13 protein-coding genes are annotated in these 17,863 nt (G+C 69.8%); 4 read left to right on the top strand and 9 right to left on the bottom strand.

All coding sequences use genetic code 11. The annotated features are described in order from the left end of the window. Nucleotides 1-35 precede the first annotated feature (35 nt). The 6 genes from VB059_RS05425 to VB059_RS05400 form a co-directional block, all read right to left on the bottom strand. Nucleotides 36-1,382: an acyltransferase gene (locus tag VB059_RS05425; RefSeq protein WP_323421002.1), complete on the bottom strand. Its 1,347-nt coding sequence runs from the start codon at nt 1,380-1,382 to the stop codon at nt 36-38. After that, complete coding sequence (locus VB059_RS05420; protein ID WP_323421001.1) at nt 1,379-3,637, bottom strand: bifunctional polysaccharide deacetylase/glycosyltransferase family 2 protein; 2,259 nt, start codon at nt 3,635-3,637, stop codon at nt 1,379-1,381. The genes VB059_RS05425 and VB059_RS05420 overlap by 4 nt, the downstream gene beginning before the upstream one ends. A gap of 274 nt (nt 3,638-3,911) precedes the next feature. Next, the gene (locus tag VB059_RS05415) at nt 3,912-6,167 is read right to left on the bottom strand and encodes a transglycosylase domain-containing protein (RefSeq protein WP_323421000.1); all 2,256 of its coding nucleotides are present in this window, start codon (nt 6,165-6,167) and stop codon (nt 3,912-3,914) included. Between the two features lie 155 nt (nt 6,168-6,322). Continuing rightward, nucleotides 6,323-7,141 carry a chitosanase gene (locus VB059_RS05410; protein ID WP_323420999.1) on the bottom strand — a complete coding sequence of 273 codons (819 nt, stop codon included), beginning with the start codon at nt 7,139-7,141 and terminating at the stop codon, nt 6,323-6,325. A 602-nt stretch (nt 7,142-7,743) separates the two neighbouring features. Then, complete coding sequence (locus VB059_RS05405) at nt 7,744-9,459, bottom strand: NAD-dependent malic enzyme (RefSeq protein WP_323420998.1); 1,716 nt, start codon at nt 9,457-9,459, stop codon at nt 7,744-7,746. Nucleotides 9,460-9,693: 234 nt separating this feature from the next. Then, nucleotides 9,694-10,197, bottom strand: a complete 504-nt coding sequence (locus VB059_RS05400) for an SRPBCC domain-containing protein (RefSeq protein ID WP_323420997.1) — start codon at nt 10,195-10,197, stop codon at nt 9,694-9,696. A 187-nt stretch (nt 10,198-10,384) separates the two neighbouring features. On the opposite strand from VB059_RS05400, the gene VB059_RS05395 reads away from it, so the two are divergent. After that, complete coding sequence (locus VB059_RS05395) at nt 10,385-11,095, top strand: TIGR03936 family radical SAM-associated protein (protein ID WP_323420996.1); 711 nt, start codon at nt 10,385-10,387, stop codon at nt 11,093-11,095. A gap of 177 nt (nt 11,096-11,272) precedes the next feature. Here the strand turns inward: VB059_RS05395 and VB059_RS05390 are convergent, their stop codons facing one another. From VB059_RS05390 to VB059_RS05380, 3 genes are read right to left on the bottom strand one after another with little or no spacing between them, the layout of a single operon-like run. After that, nucleotides 11,273-12,172: a COX15/CtaA family protein gene (locus VB059_RS05390; RefSeq protein WP_323420995.1), complete on the bottom strand. Its 900-nt coding sequence runs from the start codon at nt 12,170-12,172 to the stop codon at nt 11,273-11,275. Next, the gene (locus tag VB059_RS05385; RefSeq protein WP_323420994.1) at nt 12,169-12,993 is read right to left on the bottom strand and encodes an ABC transporter permease; all 825 of its coding nucleotides are present in this window, start codon (nt 12,991-12,993) and stop codon (nt 12,169-12,171) included. The genes VB059_RS05390 and VB059_RS05385 overlap by 4 nt, the downstream gene beginning before the upstream one ends. Then, the gene (locus VB059_RS05380; protein ID WP_323420993.1) at nt 12,990-13,709 is read right to left on the bottom strand and encodes an ABC transporter ATP-binding protein; all 720 of its coding nucleotides are present in this window, start codon (nt 13,707-13,709) and stop codon (nt 12,990-12,992) included. The genes VB059_RS05385 and VB059_RS05380 overlap by 4 nt, the downstream gene beginning before the upstream one ends. A 623-nt stretch (nt 13,710-14,332) precedes the next feature. Here VB059_RS05380 and VB059_RS05375 point away from each other — a divergent pair. The 3 genes from VB059_RS05375 (at nt 14,333) to sufB (ending at nt 17,807) form a co-directional block, all read left to right on the top strand. Beyond that, complete coding sequence (locus VB059_RS05375) at nt 14,333-15,166, top strand: alpha/beta hydrolase (protein ID WP_323420992.1); 834 nt, start codon at nt 14,333-14,335, stop codon at nt 15,164-15,166. Nucleotides 15,167-15,476: 310 nt separating this feature from the next. Further along, nucleotides 15,477-16,370, top strand: coding sequence for a metalloregulator ArsR/SmtB family transcription factor (locus tag VB059_RS05370; protein ID WP_323420991.1), 894 nt, complete (start codon nt 15,477-15,479; stop codon nt 16,368-16,370). Between the two features lie 3 nt (nt 16,371-16,373). Further along, entirely contained in the window at nt 16,374-17,807 is a 1,434-nt protein-coding gene (gene sufB, locus VB059_RS05365; protein ID WP_323420990.1) for a Fe-S cluster assembly protein SufB, read from the top strand. The last annotated feature ends 56 nt before the right edge of the window (nt 17,808-17,863 follow it).

The raw sequence follows: 17,863 nt of genomic DNA, 5'->3' as shown, positions 1-17,863 counted from the left end.
GTGTTCCGCGGGCTCACGGCGATCAGGCCGGGGGCTCACCTCGCTCGTTCCGAGGGGGTGGTGACGAGGGCGCGCGTCTCCATGGTCGCCTCGGTGGTGTCCGTCGAGCCGGACTCCGCAGAACGGGACTCCGCAGAACGGGACTCCGTCGAGCCGGACGCCGCGGCGCCGAGCGGGGTGGCAGGCGCTGCCCCGGCGCCGGCGGAACGCACCGGAAGGAGCTCGGGACGTCGCCGCCCGGCGACGTCCTCGACCCAGCCCAGGCACAGGATGGCGACGAGCAGCACCGCCAGGGTCGCGCCGAAGGCGATCAGGCCGGACTGCCACGGGGACGTGCCGGCCTTGCCCAGGATGCCGAACTTCCGGAGACTCCACAGCGCCACGAAGATCGCCGTGTTGCCCCACAGATAGATCGTCATGGCCCGGCGGTTGGAGAGGGTCACCCACTGTGAGAGCACCGGGACGCGGCTGACCCACTGCAGCGTCAACGGCAGGCGCAGGAGGATCATCGTGAAGCCCAGGTTGTAGAGAGCGGTCGCCATCGGGATGTCGGACACGTTGAACAGTCCCTGGCCCGGGCCGTGGAACAGCAGCGACCACGTCAGGGCGGCCACCGCCAGCAGGGCGCCGATGAGGACGGTCCTGGCGATCGAGAGACGGCGCAGGAGGCCGTCGTGGTGGTAGAAGCCGACCATCCAGCAGGCCGCGTACGTGGACACGGAGAGGACTCCGTCGGCGAGGGCGCTGTCGAGGGTGAGGATGTGTCCCGCCTCCAGCAGGAGCACCCCGAAGGGGAACACCATCATCAGCCGGCGCCAGTGACGCCACAGCCACAGCATCGGGCCGGACAGCAGCATCAGCCACAGGTACGTGCGGATGTACCACAGCGGAACGGCCCAATCGGCCCCGAGGTCACTGGCCGGCGGCTTGACCAGCGGGAAGACCCACCCCAGCACGGTGAGATCGAGCGGGCTCGCGTCCTCGCTCGTCGCGGTCCAGCCGGTCGCCAGCATGATCGGCACCAGGACCAGACCCATCGCCCACAGGGGTGGCAGGAGCCGACGCAGGCGCTTCCTCACCACCGGGCCGATCCCGGTGGTCGACCTGTCCAGGGACGCGGCCATCAGCGAACCCGCGAAGGCGAACATCACCCCCATCGACGGGAAGAGCAGCGGAAGCCAGGCCCACCCGAAGAGGTGGAACAGCAGGACACGGGTGAGTGCCACGGATCGCAGGACATCGATGTAGCGGTTGCGCATCCGGCCACTGGCGGCCGGGGACGGTGAACCCGCCGGCGATGGTGGGACGGCCGGAGACGGTGAGCCCGCGGCGGGGAGCGAGGAGTTGCCGGTCGGGGTCGCCGACTGATCGACCGCAGTCATGATGAGGCTCCTGCCCATGAGGGCCGACCGGCCGGCGCGGAGCCGCGGTCGGCGTCCATCGATCCGGTGCGCTCGAGCTTGTTCCACCTGACCTTGGTGCCCTTCCAGGCGGCGAACACCGATGCGTAGAGCAGGTAGGCGCGCAGCGGCTCGTACATCAGGCGGTAGATCGGCACCATCCACAGATGCGCCCAGTCCTCGTGCATCATCCGGATGGACAACACCACGAACAGCAGCTGGACGCCGACGAAGATCGCGAAGAAGGTGAGCGCGATCCGCGGCCCCTCCCGGTCGAGGCTGAGCACGGCCATGAGCGTGGTGAAGGGGATGAACACCAGCGGGATGAGCAGCGACAGCAGGTAGTTCGGGAGCACATACCAGCCCAGGCCCGGATGCTTGGGATTGAACAGCAGCCCGCGGTGCTTCCACATCGCCTGCATGGTGCCGTACGTCCAGCGAACTCGTTGCTTGAGCAGGTCATCGACCGACTCGGGCGCTTCGGTGAAGGCATAGGCCTCATCGTCCTGGGCCACGCGCCACCCGAGCTCGTGCAGCGTCAGGGCCAGATCGCAGTCCTCGGCCAGGTTGTCGGTGGCGTATCCACCGGCACTGGCGATCGCCGACTTGCGCCACGCCGCGCACGCGCCCGGAATGATCGAGATGCCCTCGATCGCATCCTGCGCCGAGCGGTCCAGCCCGATCTGGGTGAGGTACTCCAGGGCCTGCCACCGGGTCAGGAGATTCGTCCCGCGGTTGCCGACCCGGACCACCCCCGCGACCCCGCCGAGCGTGCCGTCCGGGTCGTTGGCGAAGTGCCGCACTAGGTTGCCGACGGTGTCCTCGGTGACGATGGTGTCGGCGTCCAGGGTGACGATGATCTCCCCCTGGGCCAGGGTCAGCCCGTTGTTCAGGGCCTGGGACTTGCCGGCGTTGGGCTGGCTGACGAGGCGGACCCGGGGGTCCTGGGCGGCCAGCGTCGCGATGATGCCGCCCGTGCCGTCGGTGGAACCGTCGTCGACCACGAGGACCTCGGTGATCGGGAACCGCGACGCCAGGACGGTCCGGATCGTACGTTCGATCACGGGTGCCTCGTTGTAGGCGGCGAGGAGCACGCTGACCGGAAGATCCATCTGCGCCGCATCGGGCCAGACCACCTTGCGGCGGCGACGGAAGCGGCCCACCGCGAGGATGGCGTTCAGACCGCCGAACACGATGGTCAGCAGCACCGTCAGCCCGAACATGACGACCATGATCCGGGTCGGCCAGGTGTTGACGGCGGTGAGCGTGAAGAGGGCGGCCCGGTCGGCCCGGGGCACTGCGGCCGGCGCATTCACCGGCCCGATCACCGGGTTGGACTCGGCCATCGAGGTGAACGTGTAGCCGTACTTCTTGGCCTCAGGCACCAGCCGCTTCGTGATGTACTCGATGCCGCGCTCGCGATTGGGGCCACCCGCGTCGTGCATGAGCACCGTGAAGTTGTTGTCCGAACTGAGGTCGGGGAGACTGATGTCCGCGGCGGTCGCCCGAGGATCAGTGGCATGCTGCCAGTCGAGGGTGTCGAAGTCGTACGTCGCGTGGGCGTAGCCGATCCGCTGGGCGCGCAGGAGTGCCTCGAGCTGGTCCTGGGAGGTGCCGATGCCGCTGCCGTCGTCGTACGGCATCCGCCACAGGGTCGTCGTGTACCCGGTGATCGCTCGGATGACACGTTCGGTCACCACCAGCTCGAAGGTCTCGCGCCATCGCGGCACGGCACCGAGGTTGGGGTGGTAGATGGAGTGGCTGGCGATCGTGTGGCCCTCCGCGACCATCCTGCGGACGATGTCCGGGTGCAGGATGATGTTGCGTCCCTGCATGAAGAACGTGGCGTGGATGCCGTTCGCCTTCAGGGCATCGAGGAGTTCCGGGGTCACCTTGCCGTCGGGTCCGTCGTCGAAGGTCAGCGAGAGCGTCTTCCGGACGTCCGCGCCGTAGCCGTACGACTGGACCGCGTACGGCTTGTCCTTGACCTTCTCGGCTTCCTCCGGCGTCAGCGTGGCGAGACGCTGGCGCGTGAAGGGCTCGATCGCCTCGACGTGGCCGTTGACGTGGGTCAACTGGACGATACGGAGCATGGGCCCCACGCCGAACGACGGCACATCGGTGCCCAGGTCGGCGGCGGTGAGCTGTGAACTCTTCGCGTTCGCCGGGGCGTGCAGCGGCCGCATACCGATGCTGAGCAGGTAGCCGCCGCCGACGATCGCCACGGCCAGGAACACGGCCAGGACATATCGCGTGCGGCGCCATCGCCTCCCCTCAGGGTCAGCGAAGATATGGGTCCCGGAGACGCGGGACGTGTTTCGGGCAGCCTTCGGCCGCGGAGTCGTTCTGGACACTATGTTCTTACCCCCCGTAAGAGCTGTGTGGAGCCTGAGCGTTTTCCCCGATGGTGGAGGTTCCCCCCCGATGGTGGAGAGGAGCAGCGGTCTTCCTCGGGAAGCCTACCCGGCCCCACGACAGGGGTGAAATCCCGGCCCATCGTGGATCCGGCGGTCACGGGGTCGAGGGGGCGGAGGTCGGCACAGGCTGGGACGGTTGGGTCGTAGGACCCGGGGCAGAGGACGGGGACGCGGGGACGACCGGGACAGTGGGTGACACGACATCCGGCGGCGCGAGCGAGGCCGAGGGATGCAGTGCCGACGCCGCCGGGGGAGCGGGGGCGTCCGGGGCTCCCGCCGTCGAACGCCCGGCCGAGGTGGCCGGCGGCGTGCCCTTGACGGCGACGGGGGCCAATGAACTCCGTGGCGGCCTGGTGGCGTACGAGGACGTGTCGAAGTCCTCCACCGGGCGGCCTGTGGTGGCCACCTTCATGTAGTCCAGCCAGGTCATCGTCGGGTAACCGGCTCCGAAGAAGGTCTGGTCCCCCGGCGCACGATAGGGGTCGAGGTCCGCGGTGCCGTCGTCGCCCGCCACGAACATCACTGCGGTCGAGATCTGCTTGGTGTAGGCGACGAACCAGCCCGCCGCGATCCGGTCGCCGACACCGGCGGTGCCGGTCTTGCCCGCCACAGGACGTCCCAGCGCGGAGGCACGGGCACCGGTGCCCTCGTTGACGACCGACTCCAGGGCGTACGTGGTGTCGGCCGCGGTCTTCGCGTCCACGGTGTTCTGCTCGGCAGGATCGGCCTGGTAGAGGACGTTCCCGGCACTGTCCTTGACCTCACGGATGACATGGACGCCATTGCGGACGCCGCTGTTGGCGAGGGTGGCGTACGCGTTGGCCATGTCGACCGGGCTCGCCTCCGCTCCGCCCAGGGCGACGCGGTCGGTCGGATCCCAGCCGCCCGCCCGAGGGACACCGGCGTCGTTCGCGGCCCGGATGACCTCCTGCGGACCGTTCTTCATCTTCGAGGTCAGGTCCACGAAGGCGGTGTTGATCGAGGCCGCGGTCGCCTGCAGCAGGGTCACGGTGCCGTACTGGATGCCGAACTCGTTGCGGACAGGCTGGGACTCTCCCCGGGGAGTGAAGCTGTCGCCGCGCAGTGGGGTGTCGAGTGTGAAGCTGTTGCGGATCCCTGCGACGAGGCCGAACGCCTTGAACGTCGAGCCGGTCATCCGGGCCGTGGTGGCCCAGTTGCGAGAGTTCTTCACGAAATCGTCACCGCCGTACAGGGCGATCAGCCCACCTGTCTCGGTGTCGACCGACGCGATCGCGGCATGGACACCGGCACCCTGCTGCTTGCGTGCCCCGGCCGCGTCGGTCGCCTGGCCCTGGTAGGTCCGGGCCGCCTTCTCCGCGGCCGCCTGGGCCGCCGGCTCGAACGTCGTGGTGATCTGCAGGCCCCCACCGTTGATCTGGGCGTCGGTGAAGTCGAGGGACCGCAGCTCCTTTTGGGCCATGTGGACCAGGAACCCCCGTGGGCCCGCGTAGACGGCCTGCGGCGGGACGTTCGCCAGTGTCGGCAGTGCACCCCGGTATTCGTCGAACTGCTGCTGCGTGATCGACTTCTCCCCGAGCATGCCCGAGAGCACGTACTGGTAGCGGGACTCGAGGCGGGCCGTGTTGTCCGCGGTGATGCTGGGATCGAGCAGACTGGGGTTCTGGACGACCGCCGCGAGCACGGCCGCTTCGGGCACCGTCAGATCCTTGGCATCCTTGCCGAACCAGCTCTGGGCCGCGGTCTGGACGCCGTACGCTCCGCGACTGAAGTAGACAGTGTTGAGGTAGTCCGTGAGGATCTCGTCCTTCGACTCCCGGTTGTTCACCTTCAGCGCCAGCACCACTTCCTTCAGCTTGCGGGTGACGGTGCGCTCCGATGTCAGGTACATCAGCCTGACGTACTGCTGGGTGATGGTCGAGCCGCCCTGCAGGTCACGGCCGGTCACGATCGCGCCGAGGGCACGGGCCATGCCGGTGGGAGAGATCCCCGGGTTCGTCCAGAACGTACGGTCCTCAGCGGCGACCGCCGCGTCCTTCATCGCCCGGGGGATCTGCTCACTCGGCACGGCGATGCGGTTCTGTTCTGCCAGCGCGGCGAGCTCGGTCGTCCCATCGGCGAAGTAGAGGCGAGACTGGCTGGACTGGAAGCTTGCGTTCGGGTCGGGGAGCCGTGTGACGCCGTACAGGCCGCCGAAGGCCAGGCCGGCGGCCAGCGCGAGGCCGACGACTCCGGCCACCAGCCCGACGAGGATCTTCTTCCCGACAGCGAGCTTCGCCCACCGTGACGTGGCAGGGCTGTTCTCGGCACTGTCGGCCACGTTGGCACTGTCGGCACGGTTCTCGGCACTGTTGTCGGCCATGTCAGCCATGGATCTCCTGGGTGATCGACGATCTGCGGCGGGTCTCATCGGGAGTGACCACAGAGGGACAGGGGGTGTGCTTGCCCGGGGCGTTCGGCTCGCGGGCCGTGACAGTCAGGGGGTCTGCGAGGCGCGATGGTCACGGGGTCCGCAGACCGCGGCAGTCATGGGGTGCACAGGGGGGACACCTCGAGGCGGAAGTGGTCGCCATAGATGTCCCAGGCCAGTGGGGCGCGCAGGTCCAGCTCTCCCGCGGCCAGCAGGCCCCGTTGGGCGGTGGACACCCGGGTGGCGGTCCCGGATGAGACCTCCTGCAGCATGTACGCCTCCCGGGCGGTCAGCCAGGCCTCCAACCAGGTCTTCTCCTGGCCGCCCTCGGACGGCGGCCGGGCATGCCGCCGGGCGTCGTCATGGATGGTGCGGAAGCCGCTCTCGCCGTGCTGGATCATCGCGTCGTAGTAGGCGAACTGCCCGAAGGACCGCAGTCCGTCCCGGTCGGCGGCCTGCAACGCCGGGGTCAGGTACCAGTCGTGGGCCAGCTGGAGCTGGGTGTCGCGGAAGACGGAGTCGGTCGCCGCCGCCTGCCAGGCCTGGACGAACGCCGGGCCGAGTCCGGCCTGCGAGGAGGTCCCGTTCACCGCCTCGAGCGCGGACCGGTACGGTGCCAGCTTGTTGTCATCGGGCCGGGCGGCGGCATAGCGGCGGACCAGTTCGAGCATGCTGGAGGTCTTCGAGGTGAAGCCGATGATCCCGCCGGTGTAGCCCCGATTCCACTGGTCGCTGCCCTCGACGTTGTACTGGAGGAAGCCGACCTGGTCCTCCCAGTACAGCGAGGAGTTCTCCGCCGAGGAGACCATCATCTGGGCCACCGCCTGCTTGCGCGGATTGCTGTGGAGATCTCCGCTCAGCGCCAGCGGCGACACACATCTGACGAACTGGCTGTGTCGGGGTAGCGACGGCTGCACCACTGTCAGCAGTCCCATGACCAGCACCAGCGCACCGATGACAGCGGCGACCCAGCTGATCCGACGACGACGGCGGCCGCGGCGCCGGCCGGGGCCGGCATCACCCGACGCAGCCGTGCCGACCGCCCGACGACGTCGCGCTCCCGCTGACGGGTCATGCCGGTCACCCGGGACGTCAGTCCCGGTCATCGGGCCACCAGGGCCGGGCGGGAACGGCTCTCACCGGTGGTGCGCTGAGTGCTCAGGACGACCGTCACGGCGAGAAGGCCGCCAAGGGCCTTCGGGAGAGGCCGACGCCTGCCCGCCGGATCAACGCGGACGATCTTCCGCTGGCCGGGGACCGGTCGCCGGATCCTGGCACAGCGCCGCAGAGCCGAATCTCTCAACAATGGTCGTTCCCCCCCAGGTCGGCCAAGGTGTCGCGCCTGCCCACGTGAGTGGGCCTGCGCCGGTTACCTCGCCCCAACGTAACCCAACCGACCCGGCTGGACAACCGGGCGTTCCCGGCCGCCCACCGGCATCGCGGTCAGGCGGCCGGCGGTCAGGCGCCCGGAGCGGGGGGAGCGGGGGCGTGGGGACGCCGGCGGGAGGGGCGGGGAAACCGAGGCGCCCGGGAGGGGTCAGTCCGCGATGACCTTCGGGTACCGCGGATCCCACATCTGGTCGTAGACGCCCTGGATCCGGTCGCTCAGCGGGCGAGTGGCCAGGCCTTCCTCCTCCGCGGCGGCGACGACGGCCAGCGCGACGGTCGCCGAGACCGCCCGCAGGTCGTGGATGCCGGGCAGCAGCGAGGCGCCCCGGACGTTGGTGCGGCTGAGCGTCGCCACCGCCCTGGCCGAGGCGGCGATCATCCCGTCGGAGACCCGGGTGGCGCGGCAGGCGGCGACGGCGAGCCCGATGCCGGGGAAGACCAGCGCGTTGTTGGCCTGGGCGATGGTGTGGCGGACCCCGTCGTATTCGACCGGCCCGAACGGCGACCCGGTGGCGATCAGCGCCCGCCCCTCGGTCCAGGCCAGCAGGTCGGCCGGGACGGCCTCCGCCTTCGTCGTCGGGTTGGACAGCGGCAGGATGATCGGACGCTCGACGTGGGCGGCCATCTGACGGATGACCGGCTCGGTGAAGGCACCAGGCTGGGCGGAGGTGCCGATCAGCACGGTGGGTCGGACGTTGCGGACCACGTCCGCGAGGTCGTACCGGCCGGGGGCGGTGAGCTCCCAACCGCTCAGCTCCGCGTCCCGGCGGGCGTACTCCACCTGGAACGGGCGCATCCGGTCGCCGAGGCCCTCCCGTAGCAGGCCCCGCGACCCCAGGCACCAGAAGCGCCGGTCCGCCTCTGCCACGCTGAGGCCGTCGGCGACCATCATGTCCCGGAGCAGGTCGGCGATGCCGATGCCGGCGGTCCCGGCGCCGTACACGACGATCCGCTGCTCGTCGAGGCGCCCACCGGTCGTCCGTAGTGCCGCCAGCACGGCAGCCACCACCACGGCCGCGGTGCCCTGGATGTCATCGTTGAAAGCGCAGTAGTCGCCCCGGTAGCTGTCCAGGACCTTGTGCGCGTTCGCGGCCCCGAAGTCCTCGAAGTGGACCATCGCGTGCGGGAACATCGAGGTCGCCGTCTCCATGAACTGCTGGATGAACGCGTCGTAGCGCTCGCCGCGGACCCGGGAGTGCCGCTCACCCAGGTAGTGCTCACTGCTCAGCAGGGCCACGTTGTTCGTGCCGACATCGAGGACGACGGGCAGCACCCGCTGCGGATGGATGCCGGCGGCGGCGGTGTAGACGGCCAGCTTGCCGACCGCGATCCGTACGCCACCGACGCCCTGGTCGCCGATGCCGAGGATCCCCTCGGAATCGGTCACCACGATCAGGTCGACGTCCTCGGGTGCCTGACCGTACGCACCGAGTGCCTGGACCATGTCCTCGGGGTGGTCGATCGACAGGAAGACACCGCGCGGACGCTGCATCCAGAAGCTGTACTTCTCGATCGCCTCGCCGATCGTCGGGGTGTAGACGATCGGCAGCATCTCCTCCAGGTGCTCGGCGAGCAGCCGGTAGTACAGGACCTCGTTGCGGTCGTGCATCGCCTCGAGGTAGTTGTTCTTGGCCAGGTCGGTGGGCTGCTCGAGGTACTGCTCGTAGACCTTCTTGAGCTGGGAGTTCAACGAGGTCACGCCCGGCGGGAGGAGCCCCGCGATGCCCAGGGCCTCCCGGTCCGCGTGGCGGAAGGCGGTGCCCTGGTTGATCATCGGCAGCGCGAGGACGTCACGCCCCCGCACATGGATGTGGACGGTCTCGCCATCGGGACCGTGCAGGAATTCGTACGGAGCAGTGCCCATGGTGGCAGTCTACCGAGGGTCTACGACAGCGGCCGTGGTGGGCCGGTCGCGACGGCCGGCTCGGCCGGCCCGGCTGTTGCCCGGTCCGGCGGTTGTTCGCTCCGGAGGTGCCCGGTCCGGCGGTTGTTCGCTCGGGAGGTGCCCCTCCGGCGGTGGCACGGCCCGACAGTTTCGCGGCCCGCCGGGCAGGGGAGAGGCGGCGCTCAGCCGGGGTGGTCCTGGCTGCGGGTGGGATCAGGCCAGGCCGGTGAGGCCGTCGACGCTCCCGGTGGCCGGCATCCCGGCCAGGACGTACTGGTCGTAGACGTCCTCCCAGGTGCAGAGGTCACGCGGTTGCTCGCCCTGCAGGCACAACTCGAGGCGGCCGAGGCAGGTGGTCCAGCCCGCGGCGTTGAGCGCGGCCAGATCACGGTCGGCGAGGTAGATCGTCATGGTCAGCAGCGTCGAGTCGCCGTCCGGCACCAGGTCGAACCAGACCTCGTCGGCGCCGAAGGTGAACCCGAGTCGTTCGGCCTCCTCGTACGCCAGGACGGTGCCGAGCATCGGGTCGAAGCCCTCGTTCCCGAAGAACACCGTGCCGCCCTCGCGGGGCTCCAGCGTCACCTGGGCCGGGAACCACCGATCGAGGCGCGCGGTCTCGGTGAGTGACAGCCACACCCGGCGTGGCGGCCGGGGGTGATGCAAGGTGAAGCGTACGGCGGGGCGGCCGTGCAGGGTACGGAAGGATCCGAGGTTCATCGGCTGGCTCCTGGGAGGGTGATGCGGAGGACATCCACACGTCGGTCCGGGTGCGCCGCTGCACGGTGGCGGAAGGGTCCCCGACGGGGCGGGATCCACCGTCCACGATAGGTGGATCGCCGGCGTCGCGCCCGTCGCGTCCCGCTGGGGCAGCGGCGACCGGTGCCGCCGGGTAGGCTGGCGCCTCGTGGCATCCCAGCAGCAGCCCGAACAACAGGCCCCACCGGTCCAACGGCTCCGGATCCGGTACGCCAAGCGCGGCCGGGCACGGTTCGCTTCGCATCGTGACGTCGTACGGGCCTTCGAGCGGGCGCTGCGACGGGCGCACGTCCCGATGGCCTACTCCTCGGGGTTCAATCCGCACCCGCGGATCTCGTACGCCAACTCCTCGCCGACCGGGGCCGCGACCGAGGCGGAATACCTCGAGATCGGGCTGGCCGAGACCTGCGATCCGGACAAGGTGCTCACCGCTCTCAACGAGGCGATGCCGGACGGGCTGGTGCTGGTCGAGATCCGCGACGCCGTCGCGGGCAAGGTCAGCGACGGGCTGGAGGCGTCCGTCTGGCGGGTGGAACTGCCCGGCGCGGATGGGCGGGCGATGGCCGACGCGGTCCGGCTGTTCCTGGATCGCGACGAGCTGGTCACCGAGCGGATGACCAAGAACGGCCCGCGATCGTTCGACGCCCGGGCCGATGTGAAGGGGATCAGCGCGTACGCCACCGGCGGGGTGCCGATGCTCGACCTGGTGATCGCCCACGGGGAGCCGCTGGTGCGCCCCGACGATGTGCTGCGGGTGCTGCACGAGCTGCACCCGGACTTCGCCATTGCCGACCCGGCCAGGATCACCCGGCTGATCCAGGGCCGCCTCGAACTGGGCAGGGTGATCGCGCCCTGGTGATCACCCGGGCGCTGATTGCCAGGGCATTGATCACCAGGTGCTGATTGCCAGGCGTTGATCACCGGCGCGCCGACCGATCGGGCGGCTGTCCGGTGCGCGAGGTCGGGCCACCACGCCCGACCGGGGTCGGGTCAGATGCGTGACCGAGGCCGGGTCAGATGCTCGACCGGGGTCGGGTCAGGCGCCGATCAGGTCGGAGGTGCTCGCGGTGCTGCGGGCCTCGGTCGGCCGCCGTACGGACAACGCGAGATCGGTGGCGGCGATCATCACCAGGCACACCCCGAGCAGGTGCACGATGATCAGCCCGCGCGGCAGGCCGGCGAAGTACTGCACATAGCCGACCGCGCCCTGCAACAGCAACACCCCGAGCAGGGCGTACGACTGGCGACTGCGCAGCTTGACGACCAGATAGATCGTCACCGCGACCAGCAGCCACACGCTCATCGCATGGACCTTGGCGATGGTCTCCAGCTCGAGCCCGGTGCGCGGGGAGGTCAGGTCACCGGCATGCGGACCGGAGCCGGTGACCAGGGTGCCGAGGTAGACCGCGACCCAGGTCAGCGCGTACGCCACCCGGGTGAGGGCGACCGGGAGGGGGGCCACCACCGTGGTCGGCCGGCGCCGGGCCAGGGCGAGGGCCCAGGTGCAGATACTGATCAGCGCCGCGGACAGCAGCAGGTGGATGGCGACCAGGTAGGGGCTGAGCCGCACCCACACGGTGATGCCGCCGACGACCGCCTGCAGGACGATGCCGACCATCACCAGCAGGCTGAGCGTCCGGACCCGCGGCACCGGGGCGCCGTTCTCCCGGGTGCGCCAAGCGGCGATGATGGTGCCGATCGCGACGACGATCAACACGAAGGTGAGCAGCCGGTTGCCGAACTCGATCGCCCCGTGCAGGCCGTTCGCCGGCAGCGTGACGTAGGAGTCCGGGGTGCACTTGGGCCACTGGGAGCAGCCGAGTCCCGAGCCGGTGACACGGACGATGCCGCCGGTGAGGACGATGCCGCTGTTGGCGATGAGGTTGGCCAGCGACCAGCCACGCAGTGCGCGGGGGGTGCCGAACAGGCGGGTCATGAGGTCCAACGGAACGCCTTTCGTGCGGCCAGTGCGCCGAGCACCGACCAGATCAACCCGACGATGAGTGGCTGCCACAGCACGGTGCCGTCGGACCAGGCGCGGAGCGACTCCCCGACGGCGGCGGTGGGCAGCAGCGCGATCACGGGACGTACGACCTGCGGGTAGCGGGCCAGCGGCAGCATCACCGCGCCGCCCATCAACAGCACAAGATAGATGAGGTTGGCCAGGCCGAGGGTGACCTCCGCCCGCAGTGTGCCACCCAGCAGCATCCCCAGCGCCGCGAAGGCCAGCCCGCCGAGCACCGTGGTGACCGCCGCCACCAGCGTGGGGGCCACCCCGCCGACCGGGCGCCAGCCCAGGGCCAGGGCGACCACGGCGAGGACGGCCAGCTGGCCGATGGTGACGAGCACCAGGGAGAGAGCCTTGCCGAGCAGCAGCCCGCTACGCCCCAACGGGGTGGGGGAGAGCCGCTCGAGGACGCCGTAGCGCCGCTCGAAACCGATGTTGATCGCCAGCGAGGTGAAGCAGGTCGACCACACCGCCAGCGCGAACACCGAGGGGGCGAGCTCGCGGAACCCCAGCCCCATCGCCGGCCCGAACCACTTGCCGCCGACCAGGAACGCGATCGGGATGACCAGGGCCAGCAGCAGCTGTTCGCCGTTGCGGACCATCAGCTTGGTCTCGGTCAGGGCATGGCTCCACACCCGACGCCCGGCGGGAGCCGCCCCGGGAGCGGGGGAGTAGTCGGGCGTGGTCACGGGGCCTCCTGTCGTGGATGGTGCCGAGGTGCCCCTCGTGGGTGCATCCGGGCGTCTCATGGGTGCATCCGGGCGTCGGTGTTGGCCAGGAACACGTCCTCCAGCGACTCGCCGTCGGCGGTCAGCTCCTCGACCGTGCCGGACAGGGCGATCCGGCCGTGGTCGATGATCCAGATCCGGTCGGCCAGCTCGGCCGCCTCGTCCATCAGGTGCGTGGTGAGCAGCACCGACACGCCGGCGTCGCGCAGCTCGCCGATCAGGGCCCAGACCGAGCGGCGTGAGTGCGGGTCCATCCCGGCGGTCGGCTCGTCGAGGAAGACGAGATCGGGGCGCCCGACGAGTGCGCCGGCCAGGTTGACCGCCTGCTGCTGGCCACCGGAGAGCCGCCGGTAGGGGGTGGCGGCGAAGTCGTACAGCCCGAGTCGCTCGGCCAGCGGCTCGATCGGCAACGGGTGTGCGTACAGCGACGCGAGGTAGCGCAACAGTTCCAGCGGACGTACGCCGGACCAGGCGCCGGTCGACTGCGGCATCATCCCGACCCGACCGGTGGCGCAGGCGCCGGCCACGTCGTCACCCATGATCCGGACCGTGCCGGCCTCGGGGGTGAGGATGCCGGTGCAGCACCGGATCATGGTCGTCTTCCCGGCGCCGTTGGGGCCGAGCAGGGCGGTCACCCGGTCCTGCTCGGCGCGCAGCGAGAGGTGGTCGATGATGGTGCGCCCGCCGAGGCGTACGACCAGGTCGTCGATCTCGAGGGCGGCGGGGGTGTCGGGCACCCGACGAGTCTAGGTCGGGCGAAGCTGAGAAACGGGTGAGGGAGGCCGGGTGGACGCGGCTACGTGGCGTCCGTCACAACCGGTCGACGGGTGCTGCCGCGGAGGTGCCGCGCCCTGTCAGACCGTTGGCTCTCGCGTCAGACCGTCTGCGTGCCCGCGGACGTTCCGTCGCCTCCGCGGACGTCGGTTGGTTTCGGCGGACGTTGGTGGGTCCCCTCAGGTGCTTCCGCGGACGTTGGTGAGTTCCCGCGGATACCTCGGTGTCCGCGGGAACAGCGCAAAGTCCGCGGGAACCGACGGAGCTCGCCGCATCGATCTGTATGGGCATCCTGTACGGGCATCGGCTTGCGGGTCGGGTCTGCCGATACGTCCGTCCGGCCAGGGGCCGGGCCCCGCCGGTCGGGTTCCTCCGGTCACCACCGCCCGGGGCCGGTCGGGTTCGTCCGGTCACCGCCCGGGGCCGCCGGTACATCCCATGGCATCGATCTGTTCTGATGTCACGCCCTGTTCGCCAGGGCGGTCACCCCCTTCACGACCGACGGTCCGGCCCCTAGCCTGAACGGGCGATCCCGCGGCAGGGCACACCGGGCCCGCAACGACGCGCCCCGAAAGGAAACACGAGGATGAGCGAGCAGAACCCCGAGATCGGCCGGTCCGTGCAGACCGGTGACATCGTCACCAACTACCACGACGTCGGCGAAGGCGCGCCGGTGCTGCTGTTCCACGGCTCCGGGCCGGGCGTCAGCGCATGGGCCAACTGGCGGCTGCTGATCGGCGCCCTGTCGCCGAAGTACCGGATGCTCGCCCCTGACTTCGCCGGCTTCGGCTTCTCCGAGGTGCCCGACGGCATCACCTACAGCCGCCAGGTCTGGCTGGACCAGATGATCGCCTTCATGGACGCGACGGGTGTGGAGAAAGCGTCGGTGGTCGGCAACTCGTTCGGCGGCTCGATGGCGCTGGCACTCGCCATCCACCACCCCGAGCGGGTCGACAAGGTCATCCTGATGGGCGCCGCCGGCGTCCCGTTCGAGCTGACCGACGGTCTGGACCGGGTCTGGGGCTACCAGCCTTCGATCGAGAACATGGGCCGACTGATGCGCGAGACCTTCGCGTACGACCCGTCGCTGATCACCGACGACCTGGTCCGGATGCGCTACGAGGCCAGTATCCGCCCCGGCGCCCAGGAGGCGTTCTCCGCCATGTTCCCCGAGCCCCGCCAGAGCGGGATCGACGGGCTGGCGCACGCCGAGGCGGACGTCCGGACGATCGGCCATCCGACACTGGTCGTCCACGGCCGCGACGACAAGGTCATCCCGCTGACGAACTCGCTGACCCTGCTCGACTGGATCGACAACAGCCGGCTGCACGTCTTCGGCCGCTGCGGTCACTGGACCCAGATCGAGAAGGCCCAGGAGTTCGCGCAGCTGGTCGACAACTTCCTGGAGGGCATCGGCTGAGCCCACGACCCGCGCGGGGAGTCTCGCCCCGGGGCCGACATCGCTCGGCTCCGGGGCGAACCATGTCCGGCCCTGGCGTGCGGCTCGCCCGGCCGCGAGGCGAACCACGTCCGGCCCTGGCGTACTGCACGCCTGGCCCCGGGCGAGACGTGTCCGGCTCCGGGGTGCACCACGCCTGGGCTCCGACATGTCCGGTCCCGGGGGCGAAGCCCGTCCGCCGGATGCCCGGTGCGCGCCGGCTCAGCGTCCAGCATGCGGTTTTGGCACGCAGCTGTTTTGACTTCGTGGTGATTAAGACAACAATGGCGTTGTGAAATCCTCCCGGGTGGACGTGACGCGCCCGTCCGGTGGCCTCGAAGCCACCGCGACGGAGCGTACGACCCTGCCCACCCCGAGCGTCCGCGACGCCGAGCAGACGACCCGGGAGCGGGTGGCCCGCTCGATCCTCGAGCACGGTCCCTCGACCGCCGGTCAGCTCGCCGACCGTCTGGACCTCACCCCGGCCGCCGTCCGCCGCCACCTCGCCTACCTCGAGGAGGAGGGCGACCTGAGCAGCGAGGAGCAGCGGGTCTACGGGTCCCGCGGTCGCGGGCGTCCTGCCAAGGTCTTCCTGCTCACCGACGCCGGCCGCACCCATTTCCCCTCCGCGTACGACGAGCTGGCGATCCAAGCACTGCGACAGCTGCAGGCGCTGGCCGGTGACCCGGCGATCGAGCGGTTCGCCGAGGACCGGGTCTCCGACGTCGTCCGGCGCTACCAGCTGATCCTCGAGGAATCCGCTGCCGAGGGGGAGGCGATCGCCGCTCCCGATGCGCTTGCCCGGGCCCTGAACGACGAGGGCTACGTCGCGACGATGCAGCCGTCCCGCAGCGGCGAGCAGCTCTGCCAGCACCACTGCCCGGTCTCGCACGTGGCGGAGGAGTTCCCGGAGCTGTGCGCCGCCGAGACCGAGGTCTTCTCGCGGCTGCTCGGCGTCCACGTCCAGCGCCTCGCCACCATCGCCGACGGCAACGGCGTCTGCACGACGCACATCCCCGACCCGGCCGTCCTCGCCGGGCGACGCCACACCATCCCCCAGACCGACGCGCCCGCTCCCGCGGGACGCACTCAGACTGACGCGTCCGCTTTCGCGGCGCGTGCCCAGACCGACGCGCCCGCTCCCGCGGGGCGTGCCACCACCGATGCCACCCACCAGGAGGGCTGACCGATGACGCAGGTGACCAACGAGCCGCAGCTCACGCAGGCCGAGCAGATCGATGCGCTCAGCCACTACGAGTACGGCTGGCACGACCGTGACGAGGCGGGTGCCTCCGCCCAGCGCGGGCTCAACCCTGCCGTCGTGGGCAACATCTCCGGGCTCAAGCACGAGCCGGAGTGGATGCTGCAGCGCCGGCTCAAGGCGCTGAAGCTGTTCGAGCGCAAGCCGATGCCGACCTGGGGTGCCGGGCTCGACGACATCGACTTCGACAACATCAAGTACTTCGTCCGCTCCACCGAGAAGCAGGCCCAGTCCTGGGAGGATCTGCCGGCGGACATCAAGAACACCTACGACAAGCTGGGCATCCCCGAGGCCGAGAAGGCCCGGCTGGTGGCCGGTGTCGCCGCGCAGTACGAGTCCGAGGTCGTCTACCACAAGATCAACGAGGAGCTGGAGCGCCAGGGTGTCATCTTCCTGGACACCGACACCGGCCTCAAGGAGCACCCGGAGATCTTCCAGGAGTACTTCGGCACCGTCATCCCGGCCGGCGACAACAAGTTCGCCTCGCTGAACACCGCCGTGTGGTCGGGCGGCTCGTTCATCTACGTGCCCAAGGGCGTGCATGTCGAGATCCCGCTGCAGGCCTACTTCCGGATCAACACCGAGAACATGGGCCAGTTCGAGCGGACGCTGATCATCGCCGACGAGGGCTCGTACGTGCACTACGTCGAGGGCTGCACCGCCCCGATCTACAAGTCCGACTCGCTGCACTCCGCGGTCGTCGAGATCATCGTCAAGAAGAACGCCCGGGTGCGCTACACGACGATCCAGAACTGGTCGAACAACGTCTACAACCTCGTCACCAAGCGCGCCGTCTGCGAGGAGGGTGCGACGATGGAGTGGATCGACGGCAACATCGGATCCAAGGTGACGATGAAGTACCCGGCGGTCTACCTGATGGGTGAACACGCCCGCGGCGAGACCCTGTCGATCGCCTTCGCCGGCGAAGGGCAGCACCAGGACCCCGGCTCGAAGATGGTGCACCTGGCCCCCAACACCTCCAGCTCGATCGTCTCGAAGTCGGTCGCCCGGGGTGGTGGTCGGTCCTCGTACCGCGGCCTGGTCCAGGTCGAGGAGGGCGCGTACAACTCGAAGTCGTCGGTGCGCTGCGACGCCCTGCTGGTCGACACCATCTCCCGCTCCGACACCTACCCGTACGTCGACATCCGCGAGGACGAGGTGTCGATGGCCCATGAGGCCACCGTCTCGAAGGTCTCCGAGGACCAGCTGTTCTACCTGATGTCGCGCGGCATGGCCGAGGACGAGGCGATGGCGATGATCGTGCGCGGCTTCGTCGAGCCGATCGCCAAGGAGCTCCCGATGGAGTACGCCCTCGAGCTCAACCGCCTGATCGAGATGCAGATGGAGGGGGCCGTCGGCTGATCCCGGACCCCGCCGCCCCACCCGTACGACCCGAGAAAGTGACCCCGTTGTCCGTC

This window comes from Raineyella sp. (genome assembly GCF_034933565.1).
Taxonomy (GTDB): Bacteria; Actinomycetota; Actinomycetes; order Propionibacteriales; family Propionibacteriaceae; genus Raineyella.
The sequence above is the reverse complement of the archived record's forward strand: the minus strand, read 5'-3'. Positions and strand labels throughout refer to the sequence as shown.

Coding starts and splice junctions, on each gene's coding strand:
- VB059_RS05415 (WP_323421000.1), bottom strand. CDS start 6,167: ATGGCTGACATGGCCGACAACAGTGCCGAGAACCGTGCCGACAGTGCC.
- VB059_RS05405 (WP_323420998.1), bottom strand. CDS start 9,459: ATGGGCACTGCTCCGTACGAATTCCTGCACGGTCCCGATGGCGAGACC.
- VB059_RS05390 (WP_323420995.1), bottom strand. CDS start 12,172: ATGACCCGCCTGTTCGGCACCCCCCGCGCACTGCGTGGCTGGTCGCTG.
- VB059_RS05375 (WP_323420992.1), top strand. CDS start 14,333: ATGAGCGAGCAGAACCCCGAGATCGGCCGGTCCGTGCAGACCGGTGAC.
- VB059_RS05400 (WP_323420997.1), bottom strand. CDS start 10,197: ATGAACCTCGGATCCTTCCGTACCCTGCACGGCCGCCCCGCCGTACGC.
- VB059_RS05385 (WP_323420994.1), bottom strand. CDS start 12,993: ATGAGACGCCCGGATGCACCCACGAGGGGCACCTCGGCACCATCCACG.
- sufB (WP_323420990.1), top strand. CDS start 16,374: ATGACGCAGGTGACCAACGAGCCGCAGCTCACGCAGGCCGAGCAGATC.
- VB059_RS05425 (WP_323421002.1), bottom strand. CDS start 1,382: ATGACTGCGGTCGATCAGTCGGCGACCCCGACCGGCAACTCCTCGCTC.
- VB059_RS05410 (WP_323420999.1), bottom strand. CDS start 7,141: ATGGGACTGCTGACAGTGGTGCAGCCGTCGCTACCCCGACACAGCCAG.